Genomic DNA, 24,461 nt, shown 5'->3' on the forward strand with positions numbered 1-24,461 from the left:
AGTGTCGATGCCGTTGCCGGTATCCCATACGAACAGGTGCATTCATGCCCTCGCACAGCATGCCCCCGAGCACGCATCGACGACGGATCGACCGACCTCCCCACGACTCCCGCAGGACCACCCGGTGGCGACGTACCGCCTTCGCCAGCGTCCTGGTCACCCTCGTCACCGGCGGTGCCCTGTGGACGTTCGGACCGGCGACCGCTCATCCTGAGAAGGTCGGCGTCCGCTCCGACCACGCGGCCCCTGCGGTACCGGGCCATCGACCACCAGGTCGACGCCACCGTGCATCGCCCACCGTCGCACCTCCGACCCTGAGCCCCAGCCCGTCGCCGAGCATCAGCCCGAGCGCGCCATCGACCTCTCCGAGCTCACCGAACTCCCCGGCCGGCGCTCCGACGACCTCCGCCTCCACGCCCACCTCCGCCCCTCCCTCCGGTGGCTTCCCGACCCGCGCCTCGGCCGGGCTGCCGGACGGGTGGCAGCCGAAGCGGGCGGTGACCGGGACCTACACGATCAACACACCGGGAGCCGTCGTCGAGGACCTGCGCGTGACGAACGGGACGATCAACGTCACCGCCAGGAACGTGACCCTGCGCCGGGTGCAGGCCGTCGGCTCGGTGATCGCGAACTACACCAGCGCCACCTGCGCGACCGGTCTCGTCATCGAGGACTCCGAGATCGTCCGTGGCACGGCCCCGACGACGGACGACGCCTGGCCGGCGGTCACCTCGGGCGGCTACACGGCGCGCAACGTCCTCATCGACGGCGTCCCGGAAGGCTTCCGGGCCCAAGGCAGGTCGGCCTGCGGCGGCGTGGCGATCCATGACTCCTACGTACGCGTCGTCTCCCCCGACGTCTGCACCGACTGGCACGGCGACGGCATCCAGGGGTACGGCGGCGGTGCGCTCACGGTTCGGAAGACCGTCATCGACTTCGTCGACACGAACAACTGTGGCGGCACCGCCCCGTTCTTCTACCCCGACCAGGACAACGCCGCCGTCGACATCGACGGCCTGGTCGTGAGCGGCGGTGGCTACCCCTTCCGGCTCGGCACGCCGGGCAGCGTGCGGAACCTGTACGTGATCGACCGGAGCTGGGTCTTCGGGCCGCTCGACGTCAGGTGCAGCCTGATCACCCAGTGGCAGGCGTCAACCGCGACGCTGAACTCCGCCGGCCAGCCCGTCGTGGTGCGCAACCTGCCCTGCACGACCTGAGCGATCCGTACGTTCCAGACGCGTGACCGCGCTGCCCAGCCCGAGCACGAGGAAGATCGTGCCCATCGTCATCGGGAAGGCGAACGCGTCGAAGAAGGCGAGCCCGGCGAAGCCGGCCGCCGCGGCCCCGATGAGCGAGATGACGAGGTCGCGCGTCTTCGGGTCCTCACAGGCCCGATAGACCCGGGCGAGCTGGATGAACGTCGCGACGACGAACGCCGCGAAGAGCAGCACGCCGATGATCCCGACGCTCACCATCATCTGGAGGTACTGGTTGTCGAAGATGCGGTACTTCGGCAGGAAGGTCCCCAGCCCGCGCCCGAAGAACGGGTTGCGGTCGACGAAGAACCAGGCCACCCCGTAGCTGTCGGTGCGCGAGGTGACGCTCGGGTCCTCCTCGGCGCCGACGAACATGCCGGTCACCGAGTTGATGATTCGGGGCGCAACCAGGAACACCAGCCCCAGCCCGCCAACCGCGAGTCCCAACACCAACGCGCGCTGCTTGCGCGACCAGCCGATCATGCAGACCGCGACCGCGATGGCGGCGCCGAGGTAGGCCGACCGGCTCGAGGAGGCGGCGATGATCATGCAGATCAGCATTACCGGGGTCCAGCGGACGAGCGGGTTGAGGTTGCGGTGCTGGAAGCCGACATGGAGCGCGATCGGCACCAGCATCCCCATCAGGGTGCCGTACTCGATCGGGCTCAGGGCGGTCCCGGCTGGGCGTACGAGGCCGTTGCGCATCGCCAGCTCGACCGTCGTCATCGGGGTCAGGACAGGGATCGAGATCCGGTCGACGAAGATCTGCCGGGCGAAGAACTGGGCCAGGCCGAGGACCGCGAGGAAGCTGCCGCCCACGACCAGGCGCCACACCAGCACATGGACCCTGGCCATGCTCGGGATGGCGTCGCCGGCGAGCAGCAGCGTGCCCACCCAGGAGACCATCGCGAGGATCGCGACGTCGGCCGGGCTCACCTCGTCGCGGCTGATCGGGCGCGACATCGCGATGACGTAGGTGATCCCGACGCTGAACAGGAACAGGGCCAGCATCAGCCGCATCGGCTGCGGGGGCCGGCTCTCCGGCAGCGGCCGGCCGATGCTCAGCAGCATCCAGATCGCGAAGCTGCCCAGACCCATCAGCATCGAGACCGACCCGGCGCTGCCCAGCGGCCGGAAGACCAGCCAGGACGGGATCACGAAGACGGCGAACGTGTAGAGGCTCAGCCACGTCACCGCATCGACACCACGGCGTACGGCCATCGCTGCTACCTCATCCGTGGAGGCGTTGGACGACGTGGTCGTCCCGGACGCCCCGACCCTCGCCGAGGTCGTCGAGGTCGTCCTGATCGGGCTCGTCGTCGGCGACGTCCTGGGCGGCGAGCGACGTGCCCCGCTCCTCGCGGGCCAGCCGGCGGCGCAGCGCGATCCCGTCGATCGCATAGATCAGCACCGCGGTCATCGCGATGCCGAGCACGACCGCCATGATGCGGGCCCGCAGCGGCCCGCTGCCGTCGATCGCCGCGGTCTCGTCCAGCGCGAGCGGTCGCGAGCGCAGCCGGGCGTTGCCCTTCGCGTTGACCTCGTCCTGGAGCCGACCGAGGGTCTCCGGGATGGAGTCGGCGACGAAGTTCAGCGCCGTGATCGCGTTGGCCTCGGTATCCGCGCTGACGTCGATGGCGATCACCGGCCCACGCGTCGACTCCTCCATCGAGACCGTGACCGAGGCACCCGGGGTGACCTCGGCGATCGCCTCCTGAGCGGGCGCGCTGGTGTAGTACGCCACCACGACTCGGGCCGGCAGGTCGAGTCCGCCGAGCCCCAGGAACGGGTTGCCGCCGGGGCCGACCGCGTTCTTCGACGGGAGCATCAGGACGAGGCCCCGGGCGGTGTAGGACGGTGCCACGAAGGCCGACGCGCTCCAGCCGAGCACTCCGGTCAACAGGATGCCGACGACCGCGAGATACCACCGCCGCCGGATCGCACCGACGAACTCCGACAAGACCATGGGCCCGAACGTACCCATCCCGGATCGGCCCGGACCGACCTCGCCGGGCTCCTACCCGATTTGGGCGATGACCCCGCTGACCTGGCCGGACATGGCGGCCCCGGACCTAGCGTTCAGGGCATGGCGCTGTGGGACCTGCTACGGGCGATGGTCCGGCGATGGCCGTTCGTCGTGGTCGGCGCGATCATCACGCTCGCCGTCGCCAACTACGCCAGCCAGGACCGGAGCATCTACTGGACGCGTACGGATCTGGTCTTCCTGGCCCCGAAGAACGCGCAGTACCCGAACGCGCTGCGGGCGACCTCCGAGGACCTGGTGATCACCGCCGGCGTGGTGGGCAAGCTCGTCGCCGGCACCCGGCAGGTGCCGAAGTTCACGGCCACCGACGCGGGTCTGATCGGGATGGGCGTACGCGACGGCTGGACCGTCCGGCTGCCCGACACCGGCGGCCAGTGGGCGCCCAACTACACCGACCAGTGGCTGATCATCGAGGTCGTCGGCTCCGACCCGGAGATCGTCCGCGAGCGCAAGGAGCAGCTGGTCGAGGACATGACGGCCGCGCTGGACCGGGTGCAGGACGAGTACCAGGTCGCCCAGGCCTTCCGGATGACCACCAAGGAGGCGCCCGGCTCGACCGTCGTCTACCCCGTCGGCGGGAGCTCGAAGCGGGCGTTCGCCGTCTCCGGGATGCTCGGCGCCGCCGCGACCCTCTACCTGGTCGTACGCATCGACCCGATCCTGCTGCGACGCCGGGAGCGCCGCACCGAGACCCTCACGGAGCCCGACGGTGCCTGACACCCAGCACGGACACGGCCGCCCCCATACGGCCCTCGCCTGGAGCATCGCGAACACCGCCGTGACGAAGCTCGGCACGATGGTCGTCGGCATCCTCGTCGCGCGGTTGCTCGGGCCGGAGAGCTACGGCACGTACGCCGTCGCCTTCCTCGCCCTGATGGCGGTGCTGAGCTTCAACGAGCTCGGGGTGAGCCTCGCGATCGTGCGCTGGAAGGACGACCCGCGCGAGATCGCGCCGACGGTGACCACGATCTCGGTCGCCGCGAGCGTGCTCATCGCCGCGGGGATGGTGCTCGGGGCCGGTCCCTACGCGCGGGCGATGGGCGAGCCGGACGCGGCGGTGCTGGTGGCGCTCTTCGCCGTCCCGGTGGTGCTCAGCGGGATCACCGCCACCCCTGCGGCGCTGCTGCAGCGCAACCTGATGCAGGGGAAGCGGATGCTCATCGACCAGATGGCCACGCTCGTGGCGGTGCCGGTCATGCTGGGCCTGGCGCTGGCCGGCGCGGGCCCGTTCTCGCTGGTCATCGGGCATCTCCTCGGCGTGGCCGTCACCACCGTGATGTTCCTGCGGATGTCGCCGCTGCCGTGGCGGATGGGGCTCTCCCGGTCGCACGCGGTCGCGCTCCTCCGCTTCGGCACGCCGCTCGCGGTGACCAGCATCCTGGTCTTCGCGGTGGGGTTCGCCGACCAGATCGTCATCGGCAGCGCGCTCGGCGCGACCGCGCTGGGGTTCTACGTCGTCGCCTTCAACCTCTCCAGCTGGCCGGTCACGATGCTGTCGAAACCGTTGCGGCAGGTCACACCGGTGATCTTCTCCCGGCTGCAGCGCGACCCGGAGGGGATGCGGCACGCCTTCTCCCGGCTCTCCGCGCTGGTGCTGACCGTGACGCTCCCGGGCTGCTCGGCGCTGGCCGCGCTGGCGCCGGAGGTGATCCGGCTGGTCTACGGTCAGGTCTGGCTGGCGGCCGCGGCCCCACTTCTCTGGCTCGGCGCGCTGGCGGTGCTGCGGATCTCCTTCGAGCTCGCCTACGACTTCCTGGTGATCGCCGGCTCGACCCGCAGCCTGATGACGATCCAGATCGTCTGGCTGGTCGCCCTGGTGCCGGCGCTGCTGGCGGGGGCGACCTGGGACGGCGTCGGCGGTGTCGGTCTGGCCACGTTCGCGGTCGGGCTCGTCGTCATCCTGCCGCTGCACCTCTTCTACCTCGCCCGGGCCGGGATCGGGCTCGGAGGCCTCGCGGCCGGAGCCGCCCTGCCAGCCGTCGGCGCTGTCGCCGTCTGGGTGGCGGCGATCGGGCTGCGTGCCGCACAGCCGTCGGTCTGGGTGACCTGCGCGGTCACCGGTCTGGTGCTCGCCGCCGTCTGGGCGGTGCTGCTGCGGCGCCGGCGCGAGGACGTCCGCTGGTTCCGCTCCGGTGCCGGCTCCCCCACCCCGACCGAGCCCCCCTCGACCCGGAGCGAGGACGTCCATGTCTGACCGTCTCGACGACAACCACGCCACCCTGGAGCAGATGTACGCCGCCGCAGCAGCCGCCGGGAGACGGCGCCCGCAGCGCGCGGCCGCCCTGGCCCAGGCCGCGGCGGAGTTCGCCTGGGGCAACCACACCGGCTGGTTCGCGTACGAGCCGCTCGAACTGCTGCTGGGCGACCTCGGCCGGTCGCTCCCCTCGACGTCCGCGCCGGTGCCCGGGCCGCGCACGCTGCACGTGGTCACGCAGATGTACCAGAGCGGGGGCCACACCCAGATCATCGCCGGCTGGACCGACCAGCTCGCCGACCGTTCCCACGAGATCGTCGCCACTCGGCACATGACCTCGCCGCTGCCGGCGAAGATCGCCTCCCGGCTCGGGGACCGGGTCGGGCTGACCATGCTCGACACCGCGCCCGGGTCGCTGATGCACCGCGCCGCGCGGCTGCGCGCGCTCGCCTCGACCGCCGACCTCGTGGTCTCCCACTGCCACCCCTTCGACGTGGTCCCCGCACTCGCGTTCGCCGACCGCCGCGGCCTGCCGCCGGTGGTCTACATCGACAACACCGACCACGTCTTCTGGGTGGGTGTGCGGGCCTACGACCGGGTCGTCCACCTGCGCCGCAGCGGCCAGGATCTCGCCCTGCACCGTCGCGGTCTGCCGATGGAGCGGTCGGTCCTCCGCAACCGCCCGCTGGCCGTCCGCGGCCGCACGAAGCGGCGCGAGACGGCGAAGCCCCAGTGGCAGATCCGCTCCTCCGACGTGCTGGTCGTGACCGCCGCCGACTCGAGCAAGTTCCAGGGCGGCGACACCTACCTGGCGGCCGTCGAGGCCGCCGTGGCCGCCGAGCCCCGGCTGCAGTGGCGGGTCGCCGGCCCCGACCCCGAGTCGGAGCCGTGGGCGGGGCTGGCGCGGCGTACCTCCGGGCGGATCCAGGCCGTCGGCATGCTCGCCGACGTGGCCCCGCTCCACCACGCCGCCGACGTCTACCTCGACTCGTTCCCGTTCGCCGGGCTCACCTCGCTGCTCGAGTCGGGCGGCCTCGCCAACCCGGTGGTGACCTTCCGCGGCCACCGGCCCGAGTGTGCGGTGTGGGGCTCCGACTCCCCCGGTATCGACCATCTGATGCTGCGGCCGAAGACCCCCGACCAGCTGCGCGACACCCTTCTCGACCTCGTCCGGCGCCCGCGCGAGCGGATCACGCGCGGCACGGCCACCGCCCAGGCGATCCTCGAGTGCCACACCGGGCCCGGCTGGGTCACCGACGCCGAGTCGCTCTACCGGATGCCCCAGCTCCTCGACGACGACTTCGTCTCACCCGTCCGTGGCCGCGGCCACCTCGACCTGCTCACCGTCTCCGTCCAGGCGACCAACCCGTTCAGCCGCACCTCCGCCGACATCACCGCCGGTCTCCTCGGCGCGATGCCGCTCACCGACCGGATCTCGCTGTGGCGCCAGACCCGCCGCGGCGGCGCCGGCCGCGTCCGCGACCTCGCGCCCGAGTGGGCTGCCGCGGCGGTGCGGGCGCGGTTGCGGCGCCGGCGTGACGTGATACCCGGTTAACCGGGTATTCCTGCACTTCTCTGGCAGTGCAATGCCAGAGAAGTGCAGGAATTGCCTGAGCGCTGTTGCGCGTGTGGCTGCAGAGAACCCACGATGTGTGGATCGGTACGGACGCAAGGAATCTGCCTCAGGCGCTCCGCGGCACGTGGGCCGTCTTCACAGATTCCAGGAATGCGCGGATCCGAGCAGCCAGGCGGACCGGATCCTGCAGATCAGCCCATGTGATCCGCATGCAGCGCCATCCCGTCGCCTCGGCAATCCGGTCCTGGCGCCGCTTCTCCCGAAGCACCACGTCAGTCGCTGTCTCTCCAACCCGGTACGGCCGCTCGTACTTGACCTTGCCATCGATCTCGAACCAGACCCCAAGCTCTGGAAGCGCGAAGTCGAGTCGACGAGTCTTGCCCTCGGAGTCCGTCACCTCGTATTGAGGGATCGGCATCGGTAAGGCTTGCAGCCACGCGACGCCGACGAACAACGACTCGGCGAGCGACTCGATACGAGGGTCCGCCAGACGCAGTACGACCTGGGTCGACAGCGAGTTCGGCCAGTGTTCCATCGAGAGCTCATACCGCTCCTTCACCCGCTTGAGCGTCGTGATCTTCCGGTGCAGCAGATCATTGACGACACCGAGAGCCGCGACCATGGGAGCCACGGTGCTCACCTCCACGGCGGTTCTCTCCGGCGAGGTCAGCAGTAGACCGTTCTCGGTCACGACATCCGACTCGAGCAGTTTCCCGCTGTGCTGGCGTACGCCGGCCTCCCGCCTGCCGGTGCGATGGTCTGGACGACTCAGGTGCACCTCGCCGAGATCCAGGCCCCACAGTGGCCCATCGCGGAACGGCACCGCCGAGACGTGCGATAGGACCACATCGGTCTTCGACTGGCGATACGCGGCGCGGCAGCGGACGGCGTAGCGGTCTTCCTCCGAGAGCCCCTCCCAGAGACTCCCGTCCACGTAGGCACCGCGCCGCGGCCTCGCGAGTGCTCCCGTCCGTAGCGCCTGAGCCAGCGATCGATCGTTGTGCCCGTTGTCGAGCAGCTCCTTGCGGAGGGCGATCGGAGTGAGCCGGGAATCGTCGAATGAGAGAGTCATGCCTCGCATCCTGCCGAGGGCCACCGACATTTTCGGTTGCCCGTCTTTCCATTCATTCGCCTGCGTACGGCCGAAGCGGGCGGACTTCTCCGGCAATCCCTGCACTTCTCTGGCATTGCATTGCCTGAGAAGTACAGGGATACCCGGTTAACCGGGTATCCCGACGCCCACCGCTCACCCCACGAAGAACGCCCGGTTCCGCGGCCTGCTCCACAGCGAGGCGAGGACGGCAGGCTCGACGCCGACGAGGAGCCAGAGGCCGGTGTCGCGGGCGAGACCGACGACATAGGGCGCGGACGCGGTGGCGGCGAGGGGGGCGATCTCCTCGGGGCGCAGGCCGGAGACGAGGAGGAGCTGGTCCGGGGCGGTGGCGGCGACGGCGGCGACGACACCGGGCCAGCGGAGAGTGGCGGCGGAGAAGGGGACGCCGTTGCGCTCGAGGCCCTCGGCCTCACCGACGGTGCCGTCGCGGGAGGGGTCGATGACGCGGATCGAGGAGCTGCCGGCGAGGCGGGCGACGTCGTCGACGAGCAGCCGGATGTCGGCGAGCACCACCTGGCCACGGACGGGCCGCGCGACACTGCGGAGCGAGCGGGTCACCCGGCGGGCGCTGACCGACTCCCCCAGGAACCGACGCGCGCCGCGGGCGCGCCGGACCGGCCAGGAGGTGGCGCCGTGCTCACCGCCGACGATCCCGCAGGTCGTACGCACCGGCACCAGGCCCGCGTAGGCGTGCCCGACGCTGCGGTGGGCGACGTCGAGGCGGGCGAGGTTGGTGGTCATGCTGTTGTGGGTCAGCGGGATGTCGACGGCGGCGGCACGGCGGCCGGAGGCGCGCATCCGGAGGCAGTACTCGACGGCGTACGCGTGCCAGGCCAGGTCGGGCGACTCCGAGAGCGGCTCGCGCAGCACCTGGGACCGGGTGACCATGAAGAGCACCTCGTCGAGCGAGTCGACGTCGACCGGGACCGAGGTGGATCGGCCGAGCGGGACGACCCGGTCGCGCATCGCGCCGATGACCTCGCCGCGGTGGCTGACCCCGACCGCTCCCAGCACCCCGATCGCCGGATCGGCGAGCAGGGTCGCGGCGGCGGCCTCCAGCGCGGGCAGCGAGTGCAGGTAGACGTCCTGGTGGACGAAGACGACGACCTCGTTGCGCGCCAGCCGGGCGCCGTGGTTCAGCGCCGCACCGGCGCTCGCGAACTCACCCGAGACGTTGTCGACGGGGATCACCTCGGTCTGCCGTGATGCTTCCGGACCGGCCTTGACCGAGGCTTCCAGACACGACTCCAGCACCGCCGGGTCGTTGTAGACGCAGACGATGGATACCGGTGTACGCACCTCACCCATGCCTCACCGCCGCGGCGAGCACGTCGGCGACGTACTCCTGCTGTTCCGGGCTCAGGTGCGGGAACATCGGCAGCGACAGGATCTCCCGCGCGGCCTTCTCCGCCACCGGGAAGGAACCCTCACCGAACCCCAGCGAGGCGTACGCAGCCGTCAGATGCACCGGGATCGGATAGTGGATCCCGGCGCCGATCCCGGCGTCCAGCAGTGCCGACAGCACCCGGTCACGGTCAGCGACCCGCACCACGTAGAGATGCCAGACGTCGACGTTGCCCGGCGCGGACTCTGGCAGACGGACGCCGGGGATGCCGTCGAGAAGACGGTGGTAGCGGTCGGCCGCCTGTCGGCGCAGCTCGTTCCACTTCTCCAGGCGGGCCAGCTTGGCGGAGAGCACGACGGCCTGGACGGTGTCGAGGCGGGAGTTCATCCCGGCGACCTCGTGGACGTACTTGGTCTCCGAGCCGTGCGCCGAGAGCAGCCGGACCATCCGGGCGATCTCCGGGTCGGAGGTCGTCACGGCACCCGCGTCGCCGGCCGCGCCGAGGTTCTTGCCCGGGTAGAAGCTGGTCGCCGCGACGGTCGCGAGCGAGCCCGCCGGCCGGCCGTGACGCCGGGCCCCCTGGGACTGTGCGGCGTCCTCGATCACCGCGATCCCCGCAGCCTCGGCGAGCGGGAGCAGCTGCTCCGCGAACGCGGTCTGCCCGAACAGGTGCACCGGCGCGATCGCCTGCGTGCGCGGCGTGATCGCCCGCTCGACCGCGGCCGGGTCGATCAGCAGGTGCGACTCGTCGACGTCGACCGGGACCGGCACGGCGCCGATCCGGGTGGCCGCCTCGGCGGTCGCGATGAAGGTGTTCGCGGGCACGATCACCTCGCCCCCGGGCCGCACGCCCAGCGCCCGCATCGCGAGCTCGAGCGCGTCGGTCCCGTTGCCGACACCGACACAGTGGTCGGCGCCGACATAGGCCGCGTAGGCGTTCTCGAAGGCGGTCACCTCGGGTCCGCCCACGAAGGCGGTGCGCTCGAAGACGCGGTCCAGCCCGAGGCGTACCTCGTCCTCTATCTCCGACTGCTGCGCCCCGAGGTCGACGAACGGCACCTTCACCAGATCAGCTCCTGACGTGAATTGAGACTGCGGGCGGGCACTCCGGCCCAGGTCTCCCCGGCGGGCAGGTCGTTGAGCAGGACCGCTCCCATGCCGAGGACGGAGTCGGCTCCGACGGTGGTGCGCTGACGCACCGAGGAGCTCATCCCGAGATAGGCGGCCTCACCGATCACGACCTCGCCGCCGAGGGTGACCCCGGCGCAGAGGGTGGCGTAGTCACCGACGATGTCGTCGTGGGTGAGGACGACGTTGGGCATCACGACGACGTGGCGCCCGACGCGTACGCCGGCGGTCAGCACGACCCCGGCGAGCAGCACGGTCCCCGCGCCGAGCACGCAGCCCGCCGGCACGGACGCCGACGGATGGACGACGGTCGCGTAGCGCTCCGGCGCGACCCCGTAGCCGCTCAGCCGCTCGGCGAGGCGGCGACGCGTCGTCCCGGCTCCGGCACAGATCACCAGGTCGGCACCGCAGTCGGTGACGACCTCGACCGGGCCGATGACCTTGGCGCCCCCGACACCGTCGACGGAGCCGATCACCTCGCCCCAGCGCTCCCGGTTGTCGTCGACGGCGACGATCTCGTCGTAGCGGAACTCGTTGGCCGAGGCCGCCGCAGCGACCTCCCCCGCCAACCCGCTCGCGGCTACGAGAACGAGCGCGGTCATCGACGTTCCCCCCGGAGTACGTCGATGACCCGCGCCTGCTCCGAGTCCGATATCTGGTGGAAGAGCGGCAGGATGAGGGTGGTGTCGGTGAGGCGCTCGGTGGCCGGGAGGCTGACACCCGAGGAGGCGTACGCAGGCTGCCGGTGCGCCGCCATGATTCCGCGCCGCGCCGAGATCCCGGCCTCGGCCAGGGCGGTCAGCAACCCCTCGCGGTCCAGCCCGTACGCCGAGCCGACCTCGATCCAGAACGACTGGAAGTTGCAGGTCCCCCAGGCCGGGTCCGCGACCGCGCGCAGCCCCTCGATCTCGGCGACCGCCTTCGCGTAGACCGAGGCGAGCTCGCGCCGCCGGGCGACGACCTCCGGCAGCCGGGACAGCTGCACCAGGCCGACCGCGGCCTGCAGGTCCGTCATCCGGAAGTTGAACCCGACCTCGTCGTAGGACTCCGGCGGGGAGACCAGGCTGGCGTGCCGGTCGGCGGCCGAGACGCTCATCGCGTGCTCGCGCAGCTTCCGCGCCCGCGCGGCCCAGTCCTCGCGCGAGGTGGTGATCATCCCGCCCTCGCCGGTGGTGAGGATCTTGCGCGGGTGGAAGGACCAGGCTGCGATCTCGGCACCGGCGCCGACAGGACGGCCGCGGTAGGTCGAACCGGCACCGCACGCCGCGTCCTCGATCACCACGATGCCGAGCGGGTCGCAGACCTCCCGGATCGCGTCCAGGTCGACCGGCACCCCGCCCTGGTCGACCACGATCACCGCCGTGGTCCGCGGCGTGAGGGCCGCCCGCACGGTCTTCGCGGTGAGGTTCCCGGTCACCGCCGAGACGTCGGCGAAGACCGGCCGCGCACCGACGTAGACCGCAGCGTTGGCGGTCGCGATGAACGAGAAGGACGGGACGACGACGTCGTCCCCGGGGCGTACTCCGGCGACGACCAGTGCGAGATGGAGCGCCGTCGTGCAGCTCGAGGTGGCGACGGCGTGCGCGGCCTGCTGGGAGGCGGCGAAGCGGCGCTCGAACTCGGCCACGCGCGGCCCCTGGGCGACCCAGCCGGAGCGGAGCACCTCGGTGACCGCGGCAACCTCCTCCTCGCCCAGCCAGGGCTGCATGACATTGATGCGGCTCACGAGACGCCACCCTGAAGCGCCCGCCCCGCCGCGATCTCGGAGCGCAGCGGCCGCCACCACTCCACCAGCTGCCGCAGCCCGTCCTCGAGCCCGATCGTCGGCGTCCAGCCCAGGTCCTCGCGGGCCGCGGAGATCGAGGCGAGCCGGCGGGTGACCCCGTTGACCGCACGCTCGGGCCCGTGCTCGACCTCCAGGGCGGAGGCGCCCATCACGCGCAGCAGCGCCTCGGCCAGCTCGAGCAGCGAGGTCTCCGTGCCCGAGGCGATGTTGTAGACGCCCTCGGTCACGTTGGAGGCGGCGGCCAGGATGTTGGCACGGGCGATGTCGGGGACGCAGACGAAGTCCATCGTCTGCCGGCCGTCGCCGAAGATCAGCGGCGGCTTGCCGTCGGCGATCCGCTCCATCCAGCGCACCAGCACCTCGGTGTAGGCGCCGTGCACGTCCATCCGCGGCCCGTAGACGTTGAAGTAGCGCAGCCCGACGTAGTCGAGCCCGTGCATCGCCCGGAAGGACCGCACCAGCCCCTCGTTGTAGGACTTCGCGGCGCCGTAGAGGGTGTCGTTGTTGTTGTGGTGGTGACCCTCGGGCGTGGGGAACTCCTCGGCCAGGCCGAAGACCGAGGCCGAGGACGCGTAGACCAGCTTGGAGACGCCCGCGGAGACCGCGGCCTCGACGACGTTGAAGGTGCCGTCGACCAGCACCTCGTTGGCCAGGCGCGGCTCTTCGGCGCACAGCGTGATCCGGATGGCGGCCTGGTGGAAGACCAGGTCCTTGCCGGCGGTGAGGTCACCGACGAGGTCGCGGTCGCGGATGTCGCCCTCGACCAGGGTGACCCGGCCGGAGGCGAGGGCGTCGTCGAGGTTGGCCTTGCGGCCCCGGATCAGGCTGTCGAGCACGTCGACGTGGGCCACGCCCTCGGCGAGGAGCTGGTCCACGATGGTCGAGCCGATCGTGCCCGCACCCCCGGTCACCAGCACGTTCGCACCGTTCAAAGATGTCATCGGATCAGCTCCAGGGAAGGTGTCTCGGCGGCCACCTCGACGAGGGCGCCACGGGCTCGGAGGCTGGTCTGGGCCGCCTCCAGGACGGAGAGGACACGGAGCCCGGCGGCCCCGTCGGTGACCGGCGCGCGCTCGCCCCGGATCGCCCCGGCGAACTCGCCGACCATGCGGGAGAGCGCCTCGTACTCGGGCAGCGCCGGCGCCCAGGTGTCACCCAGGCGGTAGGAGATCGTCGCGGCGGCGCGGTCGGCGATGTCCACGCTCTGCTGGACCAGGTCGACGCCGCGGTCGAAGACGCTCAGCCGCTGCTGGGGGTTGAGGTCGTCCCAGACCAACGTACGCCGGCTCCCGCCGATCACCATCTGCCTGATCTTGGTGGGGCTGAGCCAGTTGACGTGGACGTGGGCCATCGCCCCGCCCTCCAGCGGCAGGGTGAGATAGCCGACGCACGCCTTCCCGGCACCCAGCGGGTCGGAGCCCTGGGCGGCCACCCCGGTGGGGCGCAGCCCGCCCGGAAGGACGAAGTCGAGGATCGAGAGGTCGTGCGGGGCCAGGTCCCAGAAGACGTCGACATCGGGCTGCACCAGGCCGAGATTGATCCGCACCGAGTCGACGAACAGGATCTCGCCGAGCGAGCCGTCCTCGACCAGCTCGCGGATCTTCTGCACGACCGGCGTGTAGCAGTAGGTGTGGTCGGCCATCAGCACGAGACCGTTGGCCCGCGCGGCCTCGACCATGCTGCGTCCCGACTCCACGTCGTCGGCCAGCGGCTTCTCCACCAGCACGTGCTTCCCGGCGCGCAGCGCCCGCTCCACCAGCCCTCGGTGCGTCCGGGCCGGGGTGGCGATCGCGACCGCGTCCACGTCCTCGCGGGCGAGGACCTCGTCGAGGTCTGTCGTGGCCAGCACGTCGGAGCCGCCCCCGATCACCTCCTGGGCCCGCTCGAGGTCCAGGTCGACCACCGCGACCAGCGTCCAGTCCCGTGCGTTCCGGAAGTTGCGGACCAGGTTCGGCCCCCAGTAACCGGCCCCGACCACTGCCACGCCGAGCGGTTCACCATCAGTCATGTCGACCATGAAATCGGCGTGGGGCGAGGCTCCGAAGAGCCTCGCCCCACCTATCCCCCCAATTAGGGACCGCTCGCCGGGCCTACGGCGACGCCGGGCGGAACCTCACGTCCACGAAGTAGTTCGTGGAGTTCCAGGATCGGTTCGGGAGCCCCCCTCCGACCCCGTACCGATACCGGCCGTTGGCTCCGCCCGGAGCCGTCAGCGGGCCGACCGTCCGCGACTGCGTGAGTGCGGCGGGGGTGGACGAGTAGCGCCCGTTGGGGGCGTAGTAGGACACGACGTACACCGCTCCTGGCGTGAGCGCGACCGGCGTCGCCAACGTGGCCTGCTGCCAGCCGGTCGCGGTCTCGTTGGTGAAGGTCACCTGGGCGATCCGAGTGCCGGCCGCGTTCCACAGCGAGCCGACGTGGGTGCCGGTGTTGCCGCTGCCCTTGTAGAACCGGATCGCCGTCACCGAGCCGGCCACCGAGGTGGTGAACGCGGTGCCGACCTCGATCGGCATCAGGTCGAACGTCGAGGCGTTCTGCGGGGTCACGCCGGTGAACAGCGAGACCTCTGTCACGACCGGCGGGACCGTGGTGAACGACCACGTCTGCGTCGGCAGGTTCGCCCCGTCGGTCGAGACCACCCCCGAGACCGTCACCGACACCGTCGCCCCGGCCGGCAGCGCCGCCGACGGGGCGAAGCGCAGCGTACGTCCGTCGCTGCTCAGTGCCGCCGAGCCCGCGACCGAGGACCCGTTGGCCGTGACCGACATGTTCCAGCCGCTCGCGATCCCGGTCGAGAACGTGATCGACGGGTTGACCGAGGTCGCGACCTCGGTCGCGCCCGGCTCCGGGTCGCGCCCGGTGACCGAGATGGTCGGGCCCGCCCGCTGGAAGACGACGTCGGCGAAGTAGTTCGTCGACCCGAACGAGTACTGCGGGAAGCCGCCGGCGGCACCGTAGAGATAGCGCCCGTTGTTGCCCGCCGGAGCGGTCAGGTCCCCGGAGGAGTAGGCGGTCGCGAAGAACTGCGACGTGGTCGCGTACTGCCCCTGCGGCGCCAGGTAGGAGACGATGTACGACACCCCTGCCTGCACCTCGACCGGACTGGACAGCGTGGCCTGCTGCCAGCCGGAGGCGGTCTCGTTGGTGAAGGTCACCTGGGCGAGCCGCTGGCCGGCCATGTTCCACAGCGACCCGACGTGGGTGCCACCGTTGCCGGCTCCCTTGTAGAACCGGATCGCGGTGACCCGCCCGTCACGGGTGGGACTGAACACCGTCCCGACCTCGACCGGGGAGCTGTCGTTCTGGGCCTCGACCGCGGGCACCACGTCGCCGAAGAGCGTCTGGTTGTCGGGTGTCTCCGCGGATCTGGTCCGGAACGTCCATGTCTGCGTGGGCAGACTGGCTCCCTCGGTGGAGGTGACCCCGCTGATCGTGACCGTCACATCCGCGGCCGCGGGCAGCAGAGACGTGGGGTCGAAGGTGAGCGTCGTCCCGGAGTTGCCGAGCGTCGTCGTCCCCTGGACCGGTTGGCCGCCCGAGGTCACCGACACCGAGTAGCCCGAGTTGATCGCCGAGGAGAACGACGCCACCACGTTGGTCGAGCGTGGCACCTCGACCGCCCCTGGAACCGGGCTGCGCGAGGTCATCGTGAGCGTCGGCGCGCCCTTCTCGAAGACCACGTCGACCATGTAGCTCGACGGCGAGGTGGCCGCCGGGAAGCCGGTGCCGTAGGCGTACGCCCCGGCCGTCGAGGTCACCCGCAGCGGCGGCTTCGACAGGTCGGACGAGGCGAAGGCGTTCGGGGTGGCCGAGTAGTAGCCGTTGGTGCGGTAGGAGGCGATGTAGTCGGTGTTGGCCTGGATCTGCACCGGTTGGGTGAAGGTCAGCGTCTGCCAGCCGGTCGTCGACTCGTCGGTGAAGGTGCCCTGGGCGAGCACGGCCCCGTTGGCCGACCACAGGGTGCCGGTGTGCGGGGCGGCGTTGTTGACGCCCTTGTAGAACTTCACCCCGGTGACGGTGCCGGCGACGTCGGCCCGGAACCGGACGCCCAGCGTCAGCTGCGCGTTCTCCGGGTCCTGGAGGACCGTCGGGGTGGCGTCCTCGTCATAGAGCGAGCACGGGCAGACCCCTGCCGTGGCCGGTGGCTTGGCCGTACGGAACGACCACGTCTTTCCGGTCGAGACCGCCGTCCCACCGCTGTCCTGGCCCGAGAGCGTGGCGGTGTAGGTGACGAACCCGGCGAGGTTGGCGGACGGGGTGAAGGTCACCGTCCTCGTCGTCGAATCGTAGGCCGTCGACCCGGCCACCTGGTTGCCGACGGAGTCGGTCAGCCGCAGCCCGACGGTCGAGGCGACCACCGGCTTGGTGAACCTGGCGCTCACCGTGGTGTTGCGCGGCACCGAGGAGGAGCCGGCCAGCGGCCACTGGTTGGTGGCGGTCAGCGGCGAGTCGTCGGTGGTCGTGAACAGCACGTCCACGAAGTAGTTGGGGTTCTGGTAGGAGCTCGCCGGGAACTGTCCCGCGTTCGCGTAGACCCCCGCCGGTGCGGCACCGTGGCCACCCTCCACCTCGAACGGGTACGCCTCGAACCCCTTCGCCGCGAACGCCCACGGCGCCACGGCGTAGTGCCCGGCCGGAGCTGTGTAGGAGACGGTGTACCTCGCCCCTGCGGCGACGGCGACCGGCTGGCTGAACGTCGCCGACTGCCAGCCTCCGCTGGACTCGTTGGTGAAGGTGACCTGGGCCAGCCGCTCGCCGCTGCTGCTCCACAGCGAGCCGACGTGGGTGCCGGTGTTGCCGGCGCCCTTGAAGAAGCGGACACCCGCGACGTACCCGTCGGCCTGGGGCGTGAAGCGCAGGCCGAGCTCGGCGGCACCGCCGTCGTTGGCCGACGGGGTCGCCGGGCTGGTGACGGCGTTCCAGGTCGTCGGCACCTCCCGCTGCCCGAGGATGCTGCACGGGCAGGTGACGTTGAAGCTCCTGGTCGCGGAGGCGCCGATGTTGGCGCTGTCGTCGACGGCGCGGACCCGTATCGGCGTGCTGCCGACCCCGGGCTGGACGTACGTCACCGACCAGGCGGTCGTCCCGGTGGCGGGGTGCCAGGAGGTGCCGTCGTCGAGGGAGTACTCGACCCCCGCGACCACGCCGCCGCCCGTGTCGACGGCGGTGCCGGTGAGTGTCACCTTGGTGCCGTTGGGCTGGGTCGATCCGGCCGTGGGCGAGGTGATGGCGACCGTCGGTCCGGTCGTGTCGGTCGACTTCGTGGCCGCGGTCAGTCCGGACATCAGCGTGGTCGGCTGGGCGCCCATGTCGGCCAGCAGGTTCACCTGCGCCTGCTGCATCCGCCGGTCGGCGGTCTCGTCGTGGTACGGGTTGTCGTGCTCGGAGTCGAGACCCCAGCTCCACTGGACCGACCCGGCGCCGAAGACCAGCGCGCCGCTGGCGGCGCGGTAGAGCGTGAGCGCGTGGGTCGTGGTGCCGTCGCCCGTGGTCCGCCCGAAGTCGCGCATGTACTGACCGGGGATGAACCCGGTCGTCTCTGACAACCGGATCGTGCCGGGCGGTCGGAAGCCGTTGTCCTGGTCCTCGTCGGACTCGTAGCCGACCGTGTGCGGGGCCAGCTCGGTCTGGTCGGCGGTCATCGAGGCCAGTCCGGTGTTGCGCCACAGCCTCAGCCCGCCCTGGGACTTCTTCACCGTCACCGGCAGGTCGGTCAGGTTGGACATGAAGATCGTGCCGGTCAGGGAGTTCTCCGGCAGCCCGCCGCCCTGGGACTTCGGCGCGTAGCGCGGGTCGCGCCAGGTGCCGGTCGACTCCGCGGTCGGATCGAGCTTCTGCTGCGCCCAGGACTCCTTGTAGGTGACCAGGGTCCGGTAGGGCGTGTTGGTGCCGTCCTTCGACGCCTCGTAGCGCGTCCGCCAGTAGACCTCGTTGCCGCTGAGGAACTGCAGGTTCACGCCGGCGTCGCGGGCGGCCTCGACGTTGGCCCGCTGCCGCCCGCTCCAGTACTCGTCGTGTCCTACGCTCAGGAACGTCTTGTGGTTGGTGAGCAGCGAGCCGTAGCGGTCGGTGTCGATCCCGGAGATGTAGCTGACGTCGTAGCCGTTGCGCTCCAGGAACCGCACCGCCGGGTACTCGTTGGCGAAGAAGAAGTCGTGGGAGGTGCCGCCGGAGCGGGTCGCGAACGGACGGTTGTAGCTCAGCTTGTAGGCCCTTCCGTTCCCGCCACCGACGTAGAAGCTCGAGCCGCCGTAGTTGTTGTAGGCCTGCCACGTCGTGTCGGAGGTCTGGAAGACCACGTCGGAGTTGCTGTCGTCGTCGCGGACGATGAAGGTGATGTGGCTCGACTCGTTGGTGTCGGCACGGTCCAGCTTGGCGATGTAGACACCCGAGACCGCGGTCGCCGGCACGTTCCAGGACGCCGAGACCCCCCAGTTGCCGCAGTCGGTGATCTCGGTGGTGGTGTCGCGATAGCAGTTGGGCTGGTTCTGCGGCAGGTTCGCCGACGGGGTCACCGAGGTGATCCTGCGGGCGCCGTCTCCGCCGTAGTAGCCGATCCGGTAGATCGTGATCGAGTAGGCCGAGGCGTCGGTGTCGACCTTGAAATCGATTCGGTTGCCGGCATCGACGCTGATGTCGGTCGCGAACCCCTGGATCGAGTCGTCCCCAGCGCCGGTGATGCCCCATTCGCTCGACGGATTACCGGGTCTGCTGTTCTCACAGGCGATCTCGTTGCCCTCCGGGCCACACGGATCGGCACTTGCGCTGGACGCGGTGACCAGCGAGATGACAGGGGTGACAAGAACAACTCCGAGCAACGCGGCCAGTCCCGTTCGCAGCTTCACAGTCGTGCTCCTTCTCGGATCAGGCTCGCGAACTCTCGTCGCGCAACCAGGTGGTGTAGTCGCCGGTCCGGACAGCTCTTCGGGAGAGCATCCGGGCGACGAGGGTGACTGTCATGAAGACCGGAACCCGAAGTCCGATCGCCGGCTTGCGCAGCCCGAGCACGAGCAGGTCCGAGAGCGAGGTGGATCCGTGCCGAGCGCCGTGATCATCGGCTTGGGCGTTGCCGGTCGCGACGCGGATCCGCCGTCTGACCAGGTCTTTCACCGTACGCGGCGGCTGCACGACCACGGTCGCGCCGGCGACGACGCGGCGTTCGGCCGGGGTGAAGAGCTCGGAGACGACCAGGTCGTCGTTCATCAGGCCCCTGCCGTCGGCGGCGACCCGGGCCTGGCCCTCGGCGCTGAGGCAGAAGGCTCCGCGGCCGAACAGGCCGCTGCGTACGCTGGGGAGGGCCTGCCACACGCGGTAGTAGGCGCGGACGGGCCAGGACGACGACGCCAGCGGCACCGCCCGCTCGGGAGCGACGGCGAGCACGCCGTCCTCGTCGAGCGCGTCGAGCATCCGGAGCAGGTCGGTGCCGGTGAGGCGTACGTCGGCGTCCAGGTGGAGCCGCGGGACATGCGTGCTCTGCGGGGCGTCCGCCGCGGCGTTGCCGACCTCGACCGCGCGCGCCTTGGAGGCCTCCGCGATCTCCAGGACGCGTACGCCGGGGACCGACCGCGCGACCGCGGCGGTGTCGTCGGTGCAGCCGTTGCACACGACCACGACGTCGACGGCCCCGTGGGGGAGGCCGTCGAGCAGGGCCGTCAGGTTCTCCGACAGCCCCCGGGCCTCGTTGTGCGCCGGCACCACGACGCTCGCGATCATGACGCTCGCACCTCGCCGGCCGAGCCGCCGGAGTCGGCGATCACGTAGTTGATCATGTTGCTGTTGTCGTAGTCCTTGGCGATGACCCGGCCGGGGTTGCCGCCGACGAGGCTGTGCGGCGGGACGTCCTTGGACAGCACGGTCCCGGCGGAGATGGTGCAGCCGTCGCCTACCGTGATCGCGCCGGTGATCACCGCGCCCGGACCGATCCAGACGTCGTCGCCTATCCTCGGCACGCCCAGGTCGCCGTCGGCGATGCGCTGTCCGATGGTCACGTTCTGGTGGAGCACGCAGTTGCTGCCGACCACGGCCGGACCGACGATGATCCCCGAGCGGTGCATGAGCAGCAGCCCGGGCCCGATGTCGGCGCGCCGGAAGATGTCGGTGTGGTGGACGCGGATGTTGCGCCGGTTCCAGAACCAGTAGACGCCCAGCGCCAGCAGGCCGAGCAGACGGTTGCGGGCGCGCAGCCGGGACGCCCAGCGGCCGAAGCGGTAGCAGGCGACGCAGTGCAGCTCGTAGTCGAAGAGCCAGAACCGCAGCCTGGACAGCCAAGACGTACGCGGACCGTCGAGGACGATCGCGTACATCTTGGCCAGGTCGACGTCGAAGTCGCCTGTGTCTCGAGCTCCGTCAACTAGCAAGGCTCTGTGCCTCTGACGTCTTCCGGGCGACGTACGCCACCAGGTTGGCGACGCCGTCGAGGTTCTCGGGCACGGTCTCGGCCTCGTCGACGGAGATCTCGAACTCCGCCTCGAGGAACTCGATGAGCTCCAGGATCCCGGTCGAGTCGATGACACCCGACTCGACCAGCGACTCGGTCGGCCCGGGCAGCCGGGTCTCGTCACCCAGCAGCAGGCTGTCCAGGATGAAGCCCTCGATCGTGCTCTGTACGTCCGCCATCACATCTCCTGTCTACGAACGTCTACGAATGCCCTCCCGTTCTGTCAGCCGAAGAGGGCCGGGAGCCGAAATCAGGCCCGGAGATGCCGACATTGGGTGATAAACGCCCCCATCCCGGTGTCCCGGGATGCCCTCGCGGGCAACTCTTCGGGCACCGTCCGGGATCGATCGAGGAGCGCCATGTGCGGGATCTGTGGGGTGCTGAGCAGCACCGAGTCGCCTGAGCCTGCCCTGGTGCGACGCATGCTGGGGGCCCTGGCCCACCGCGGACCCGACGGCAGCGGCTACTACCGCGACGAGAGGGTCGCGCTCGGCCACACCCGGCTGGCGATCGTGGACACCGCCGGCGGCACCCAGCCGATGACCGGCCGCTCCTGCCGCGAGGACGGGCAGATCTGGGTCACCTTCAACGGCGAGATCTTCAACCACGTCGAGCTGGCCGCCCAGCTGCGCTCCCGCGGCCACGTCTTCGACACCCGCTCGGACACCGAGGTCATCGTGCACGCCTGGGAGGAGTGGGGACCGGGCTGCTTCGAGCGGTTCAACGGCCAGTGGGCGCTGGCGATCTGGGACCGCCGCACGGACTCGCTCGTGCTCTCCCGAGACCGCTTCGGCGTCCGCCCGCTCTTCTACACGCGCGTGGCGGGTCAGCTGCTCTTCGCCTCCGAGGTGAAGGCGCTCTACGCCTCCCCCGACGTCCCGCGCGAGCTGGACCCGATCGGGCTCGACCAGGTGCTGACGCTGTGGTCGGCGGTCGCGCCACGCACGGTCTTCCGGCAGATCTCCCAGGTGCCGCCCGGCTCCTACCTGATCGTTCGTGACGGGCACGGTCGCGGCGTGGAGGTCGAGCAGCGCTACTGGGCGCCCTCGTTCCCACAGGCAGGGGCCGAGGAGCTCACCGACCTGGAGGCCAACGCCGAGGCGCTGCGTACGACGCTGATGGCCGCCACCCGGCTGCGGTTCGAGCGCAGCGACGTGCCGGTGGCTGCGTACCTCTCCGGCGGGATCGACTCCGCGGTCACGGCCGGGGCGATTGCCGGGTTCACCAGCGCGCCGTTGCACACGTTCTCGCTGCGGTTCGCCGAGGCCGAGTTCGACGAGGGCGGCTTCCAGGCGCTGATGGCCGAGCGTCTCGGCACCGTCCACCACGACGTCGTGGTCAGCGAGCGCGACATCGCCGACGTCTTCCCCCAGGTCGTACGCCACGCCGAGTCGCCGCTGCTGCGGACCGCCCCGGCGCCGATGTTCCTGCTCTCCCGGCTGGTGCGGGACGCCGGCTTCAAGGTGGTCGTCACCGGCGAGGGCGCGGACGAGGTGCTCGGCGGCTACGACATCTTCCGCGAGGCCAAGATCCGCGACCTGTGGCTGCGCGACCCGGCGGCCGCCGAGGCGGCGGTCGAGCAGCTCTACCCGTGGATGCACCGCTCCCCCAACCAGGCGCCGGCGTTCGCGCGGAGCTTCTTCTCGCGCAACCTCTCGCCCGACGACCTGGCGATGTCGCACCGGCCACGCTGGGACTCCACCGCGGTGCTGGCCTCGATGCTGCGGCCCGAGCTCCGCTCGGCAGGCGGCGGCGCGGCCGACGTCGTCGTCGCCGGCATGCCCGCCGCGGCCGCCTCCTGGGACCCGGTGGCGCGCGCCCAGTGGCTGGAGATGACGACCCTGCTGCCCGGCTACATCCTCGCCTCCCAGGGGGACCGGATGCTGATGGGCAACTCCGTCGAGGGCCGGTTTCCGTTCCTGGACCCGCACGTCGCCGAGCTCGCCGGCCGGGTCCCGGCCGAGCACAAGATCCACGGCCTGGACGAGAAGCACCTGCTCAAGCGGGCCTTCGCCGACCTGGTGCCCGAAAAGATCCTGCGCCGGCCCAAGCAGCCCTACCGGGCACCCGACGCGGCGGCCTTCTTCGCCGGCGGTACCCCGGACTGGGTCTTCGACGTCACCTCGGGCGCCTCCCTGGAGGCGGCCGGGGTCTTCCGTCCCGAGCTCGTCCAGCGGCTGCTGGAGAAGGCCCGGCGGACCCAGGGCCGCGGCCTCGGCAACACCGACAACATGCGCCTGGTGGCCGTGCTGTCCACCCAGCTGCTGCACAGCGAGCTGCTCACCGGCCCGGCCGCGGCGGCCGTGCCACCAGAACCACTCACCGTCTTCGACACCACTCTCGAACCCACCGGCCTCGAGCCCACCGGAAGGACCTCGGCATGACCACCAGCCCAGCCATCACAGGCACAGCCACGACCAGCCAGAACGCAGCGTACGGACCGGAGACGCTCCGCTTCGACGAGGAGGCGGAGGCGACCCGGATCGGCGATGCGATCCGCCGCTATCTGGTGGCAAACAAGCGCAAGGGCATCGTGCTCGGGGTCTCCGGCGGGATCGACTCCAGCGTGGTCGCCGCGCTGGCGGTCAAGGCGCTCGGCCGGGAGCGGGTCTTCGCGCTGCACATGCCCGAGCAGGAGTCGTCCGACGACACGATCGGCTACAGCACGAAGCTGACCGACTCCCTCGGGATCGACTCGGTGCTCGAGGACATCTCCCCCGTCCTGGTCGGTCTCGGCGCCTACCAACGGCGCGACGACGCGATCCGGCGAGTGGTATCGGCGTACGGACCGGGGTGGAAGTCGAAGATCGTGCTCCCCAGCGTGGTCGACTCCGACACGTTCCGGCTGTTCTCCGTCGTCGTCGAGGACCCGCACGGCACCCAGAGCACCCACCGACTGACCACCGAGGCCTACCTGGAGATCGTCGCGGCGACGAACTTCAAGCAGCGTGCCCGCAAGGCGCTGGAGTACTTCCACGCCGACAGGCTCAACTACGCCGTCGCCGGCACCCCGAACCGGCTCGAGTACGACCAGGGCTTCTTCGTGAAGCTCGGCGACGGTGCCGCCGACCTGAAGCCGATCGCGCATCTCTACAAGTCTCAGGTCTACGCGATGGCCGCCCACCTGGGTGTGCCCGAGGAGATCCAGGCGCGGCCCTCGACCACCGACACCTACTCGCTGGAGCAGTCGCAGGAGGAGTTCTACTTCTCGCTGCCCTACCAGCGGATGGACCTGTGCCTGTACGGCCTCAACAACGACGTCCCCACCGCAGCCGTCGCCGAGGCCACCGGGCTCACCGTCGAGCAGGTCGAGCGCGTCTATCGCGACATCGAGCAGAAGCGGCGTACGACCGCCTACTTCCACGCGGCTCCGATGCTGGTCGAGGAGGTCGCCGAGATCGCCAGTCCTGGGTAGATCGCCGGTGTTGCGATTCGCCGTGCGCTGACCGGAACAGGCTGAGAGGTGGAGACATGTCCCACCCAGAACCAGGAGGTTCCATGTCTGACACCACACCAGAGCCCGGCGAGATCGCACCGACCCGGTCCAGGCCCCGTTCAACACCACCGTCAAGGCGTCCGCC

General features: G+C 70.7%; 19 protein-coding genes. 6 read left to right on the forward strand and 13 right to left on the reverse strand.

What is annotated here, in order from left to right; translation table 11 throughout:
* Positions 1-44: 44 nt before the first annotated feature.
* The gene (locus tag OG984_RS14670; RefSeq protein WP_328532287.1) at positions 45-1,217 is read left to right on the forward strand and encodes a hypothetical protein; all 1,173 of its coding nucleotides are present in this window, start codon (positions 45-47) and stop codon (positions 1,215-1,217) included.
* Here the strand turns inward: OG984_RS14670 and OG984_RS14675 are convergent.
* Together OG984_RS14675 and OG984_RS14680 are read right to left on the reverse strand one after the other, a co-directional pair.
* Complete coding sequence (locus tag OG984_RS14675) at positions 1,152-2,477, reverse strand: O-antigen ligase family protein (protein WP_328532288.1); 1,326 nt, start codon at positions 2,475-2,477, stop codon at positions 1,152-1,154. The two genes, OG984_RS14670 and OG984_RS14675, sit on opposite strands and share 66 nt — an antisense overlap.
* Positions 2,478-2,487: 10 nt before the next feature.
* A complete protein-coding gene (locus OG984_RS14680) occupies positions 2,488-3,222 on the reverse strand; it encodes a hypothetical protein (RefSeq protein ID WP_328532289.1) in 735 nt (244 codons plus the stop codon).
* 120 nt (positions 3,223-3,342) lie between these two features.
* Here OG984_RS14680 and OG984_RS14685 point away from each other — a divergent pair, with 120 nt between their 5' ends.
* From OG984_RS14685 to OG984_RS14695, 3 genes are read left to right on the forward strand one after another with little or no spacing between them, the layout of a single operon-like run.
* Positions 3,343-4,017 carry a hypothetical protein gene (locus tag OG984_RS14685; protein ID WP_328532290.1) on the forward strand — a complete coding sequence of 225 codons (675 nt, stop codon included), beginning with the start codon at positions 3,343-3,345 and terminating at the stop codon, positions 4,015-4,017.
* A complete protein-coding gene (locus OG984_RS14690; protein ID WP_328532291.1) occupies positions 4,010-5,494 on the forward strand; it encodes an oligosaccharide flippase family protein in 1,485 nt (494 codons plus the stop codon). The genes OG984_RS14685 and OG984_RS14690 overlap by 8 nt, the downstream gene beginning before the upstream one ends.
* A complete protein-coding gene (locus OG984_RS14695; protein WP_328532292.1) occupies positions 5,487-7,049 on the forward strand; it encodes a hypothetical protein in 1,563 nt (520 codons plus the stop codon). Before OG984_RS14690 ends, OG984_RS14695 begins: the two co-directional genes overlap by 8 nt.
* Positions 7,050-7,176: 127 nt before the next feature.
* Here the strand turns inward: OG984_RS14695 and OG984_RS14700 are convergent, their stop codons facing one another.
* From OG984_RS14700 to OG984_RS14750, 11 genes are all read right to left on the reverse strand, one after another.
* Positions 7,177-8,142: a hypothetical protein gene (locus OG984_RS14700; RefSeq protein WP_328532293.1), complete on the reverse strand. Its 966-nt coding sequence runs from the start codon at positions 8,140-8,142 to the stop codon at positions 7,177-7,179.
* Positions 8,143-8,316: 174 nt separating this feature from the next.
* Positions 8,317-9,483 (reverse strand): glycosyltransferase, encoded by a 1,167-nt coding sequence (locus OG984_RS14705; RefSeq protein WP_328532294.1) that lies wholly within the window; start codon positions 9,481-9,483, stop codon positions 8,317-8,319.
* Between the two features lies 1 nt (position 9,484).
* Complete coding sequence (locus OG984_RS14710; protein WP_328532295.1) at positions 9,485-10,594, reverse strand: DegT/DnrJ/EryC1/StrS family aminotransferase; 1,110 nt, start codon at positions 10,592-10,594, stop codon at positions 9,485-9,487.
* Positions 10,591-11,259 carry an acetyltransferase gene (locus OG984_RS14715; protein ID WP_328532296.1) on the reverse strand — a complete coding sequence of 223 codons (669 nt, stop codon included), beginning with the start codon at positions 11,257-11,259 and terminating at the stop codon, positions 10,591-10,593. Before OG984_RS14715 ends, OG984_RS14710 begins: the two co-directional genes overlap by 4 nt.
* Positions 11,256-12,383 (reverse strand): DegT/DnrJ/EryC1/StrS family aminotransferase, encoded by a 1,128-nt coding sequence (locus tag OG984_RS14720; protein ID WP_328532297.1) that lies wholly within the window; start codon positions 12,381-12,383, stop codon positions 11,256-11,258. Before OG984_RS14720 ends, OG984_RS14715 begins: the two co-directional genes overlap by 4 nt.
* A complete protein-coding gene (locus tag OG984_RS14725) occupies positions 12,380-13,384 on the reverse strand; it encodes an NAD-dependent epimerase/dehydratase family protein (protein WP_328532298.1) in 1,005 nt (334 codons plus the stop codon). The genes OG984_RS14720 and OG984_RS14725 overlap by 4 nt, the downstream gene beginning before the upstream one ends.
* Positions 13,381-14,451: a Gfo/Idh/MocA family protein gene (locus OG984_RS14730; protein ID WP_328527050.1), complete on the reverse strand. Its 1,071-nt coding sequence runs from the start codon at positions 14,449-14,451 to the stop codon at positions 13,381-13,383. The genes OG984_RS14725 and OG984_RS14730 overlap by 4 nt, the downstream gene beginning before the upstream one ends.
* An 82-nt stretch (positions 14,452-14,533) precedes the next feature.
* Complete coding sequence (locus OG984_RS14735) at positions 14,534-19,288, reverse strand: DUF4082 domain-containing protein (RefSeq protein ID WP_328527051.1); 4,755 nt, start codon at positions 19,286-19,288, stop codon at positions 14,534-14,536.
* A 19-nt stretch (positions 19,289-19,307) separates the two neighbouring features.
* On the reverse strand, positions 19,308-20,156 hold the full coding sequence (locus tag OG984_RS14740; RefSeq protein ID WP_328527052.1) for a glycosyltransferase: 849 nt from the start codon (positions 20,154-20,156) through the stop codon (positions 19,308-19,310).
* Positions 20,153-20,800 (reverse strand): serine O-acetyltransferase, encoded by a 648-nt coding sequence (locus OG984_RS14745; RefSeq protein ID WP_328527053.1) that lies wholly within the window; start codon positions 20,798-20,800, stop codon positions 20,153-20,155. The genes OG984_RS14740 and OG984_RS14745 overlap by 4 nt, the downstream gene beginning before the upstream one ends.
* On the reverse strand, positions 20,790-21,059 hold the full coding sequence (locus OG984_RS14750) for an acyl carrier protein (protein WP_328527054.1): 270 nt from the start codon (positions 21,057-21,059) through the stop codon (positions 20,790-20,792). The genes OG984_RS14745 and OG984_RS14750 overlap by 11 nt, the downstream gene beginning before the upstream one ends.
* Positions 21,060-21,239: 180 nt before the next feature.
* Between OG984_RS14750 and asnB the strand changes: the two genes are divergently transcribed.
* Complete coding sequence (gene asnB / locus OG984_RS14755; protein ID WP_328527055.1) at positions 21,240-23,264, forward strand: asparagine synthase (glutamine-hydrolyzing); 2,025 nt, start codon at positions 21,240-21,242, stop codon at positions 23,262-23,264.
* On the forward strand, positions 23,261-24,295 hold the full coding sequence (nadE, locus tag OG984_RS14760; protein WP_328527056.1) for an NAD(+) synthase: 1,035 nt from the start codon (positions 23,261-23,263) through the stop codon (positions 24,293-24,295). The genes asnB and nadE overlap by 4 nt, the downstream gene beginning before the upstream one ends.
* Positions 24,296-24,461 lie beyond the last annotated feature (166 nt).

The organism is Nocardioides sp. NBC_00368 (assembly GCF_036090055.1).
In the GTDB taxonomy this organism is placed as follows: Bacteria; Actinomycetota; Actinomycetes; order Propionibacteriales; family Nocardioidaceae; genus Nocardioides.

What these genes read in the sequence shown, in the direction of transcription:
- OG984_RS14740 (WP_328527052.1), bottom strand. Translation starts at nt 20,156, where the DNA reads ATGATCGCGAGCGTCGTGGTGCCGGCGCACAACGAGGCCCGGGGGCTG.
- nadE (WP_328527056.1), top strand. Translation starts at nt 23,261, where the DNA reads ATGACCACCAGCCCAGCCATCACAGGCACAGCCACGACCAGCCAGAAC.
- OG984_RS14700 (WP_328532293.1), bottom strand. Translation starts at nt 8,142, where the DNA reads ATGACTCTCTCATTCGACGATTCCCGGCTCACTCCGATCGCCCTCCGC.
- OG984_RS14725 (WP_328532298.1), bottom strand. Translation starts at nt 13,384, where the DNA reads ATGACATCTTTGAACGGTGCGAACGTGCTGGTGACCGGGGGTGCGGGC.
- OG984_RS14730 (WP_328527050.1), bottom strand. Translation starts at nt 14,451, where the DNA reads ATGACTGATGGTGAACCGCTCGGCGTGGCAGTGGTCGGGGCCGGTTAC.
- OG984_RS14695 (WP_328532292.1), top strand. Translation starts at nt 5,487, where the DNA reads ATGTCTGACCGTCTCGACGACAACCACGCCACCCTGGAGCAGATGTAC.
- OG984_RS14670 (WP_328532287.1), top strand. Translation starts at nt 45, where the DNA reads ATGCCCTCGCACAGCATGCCCCCGAGCACGCATCGACGACGGATCGAC.
- OG984_RS14750 (WP_328527054.1), bottom strand. Translation starts at nt 21,059, where the DNA reads ATGGCGGACGTACAGAGCACGATCGAGGGCTTCATCCTGGACAGCCTG.
- OG984_RS14715 (WP_328532296.1), bottom strand. Translation starts at nt 11,259, where the DNA reads ATGACCGCGCTCGTTCTCGTAGCCGCGAGCGGGTTGGCGGGGGAGGTC.
- OG984_RS14675 (WP_328532288.1), bottom strand. Translation starts at nt 2,477, where the DNA reads ATGGCCGTACGCCGTGGTGTCGATGCGGTGACGTGGCTGAGCCTCTAC.
- asnB (WP_328527055.1), top strand. Translation starts at nt 21,240, where the DNA reads ATGTGCGGGATCTGTGGGGTGCTGAGCAGCACCGAGTCGCCTGAGCCT.
- OG984_RS14685 (WP_328532290.1), top strand. Translation starts at nt 3,343, where the DNA reads ATGGCGCTGTGGGACCTGCTACGGGCGATGGTCCGGCGATGGCCGTTC.
- OG984_RS14680 (WP_328532289.1), bottom strand. Translation starts at nt 3,222, where the DNA reads ATGGTCTTGTCGGAGTTCGTCGGTGCGATCCGGCGGCGGTGGTATCTC.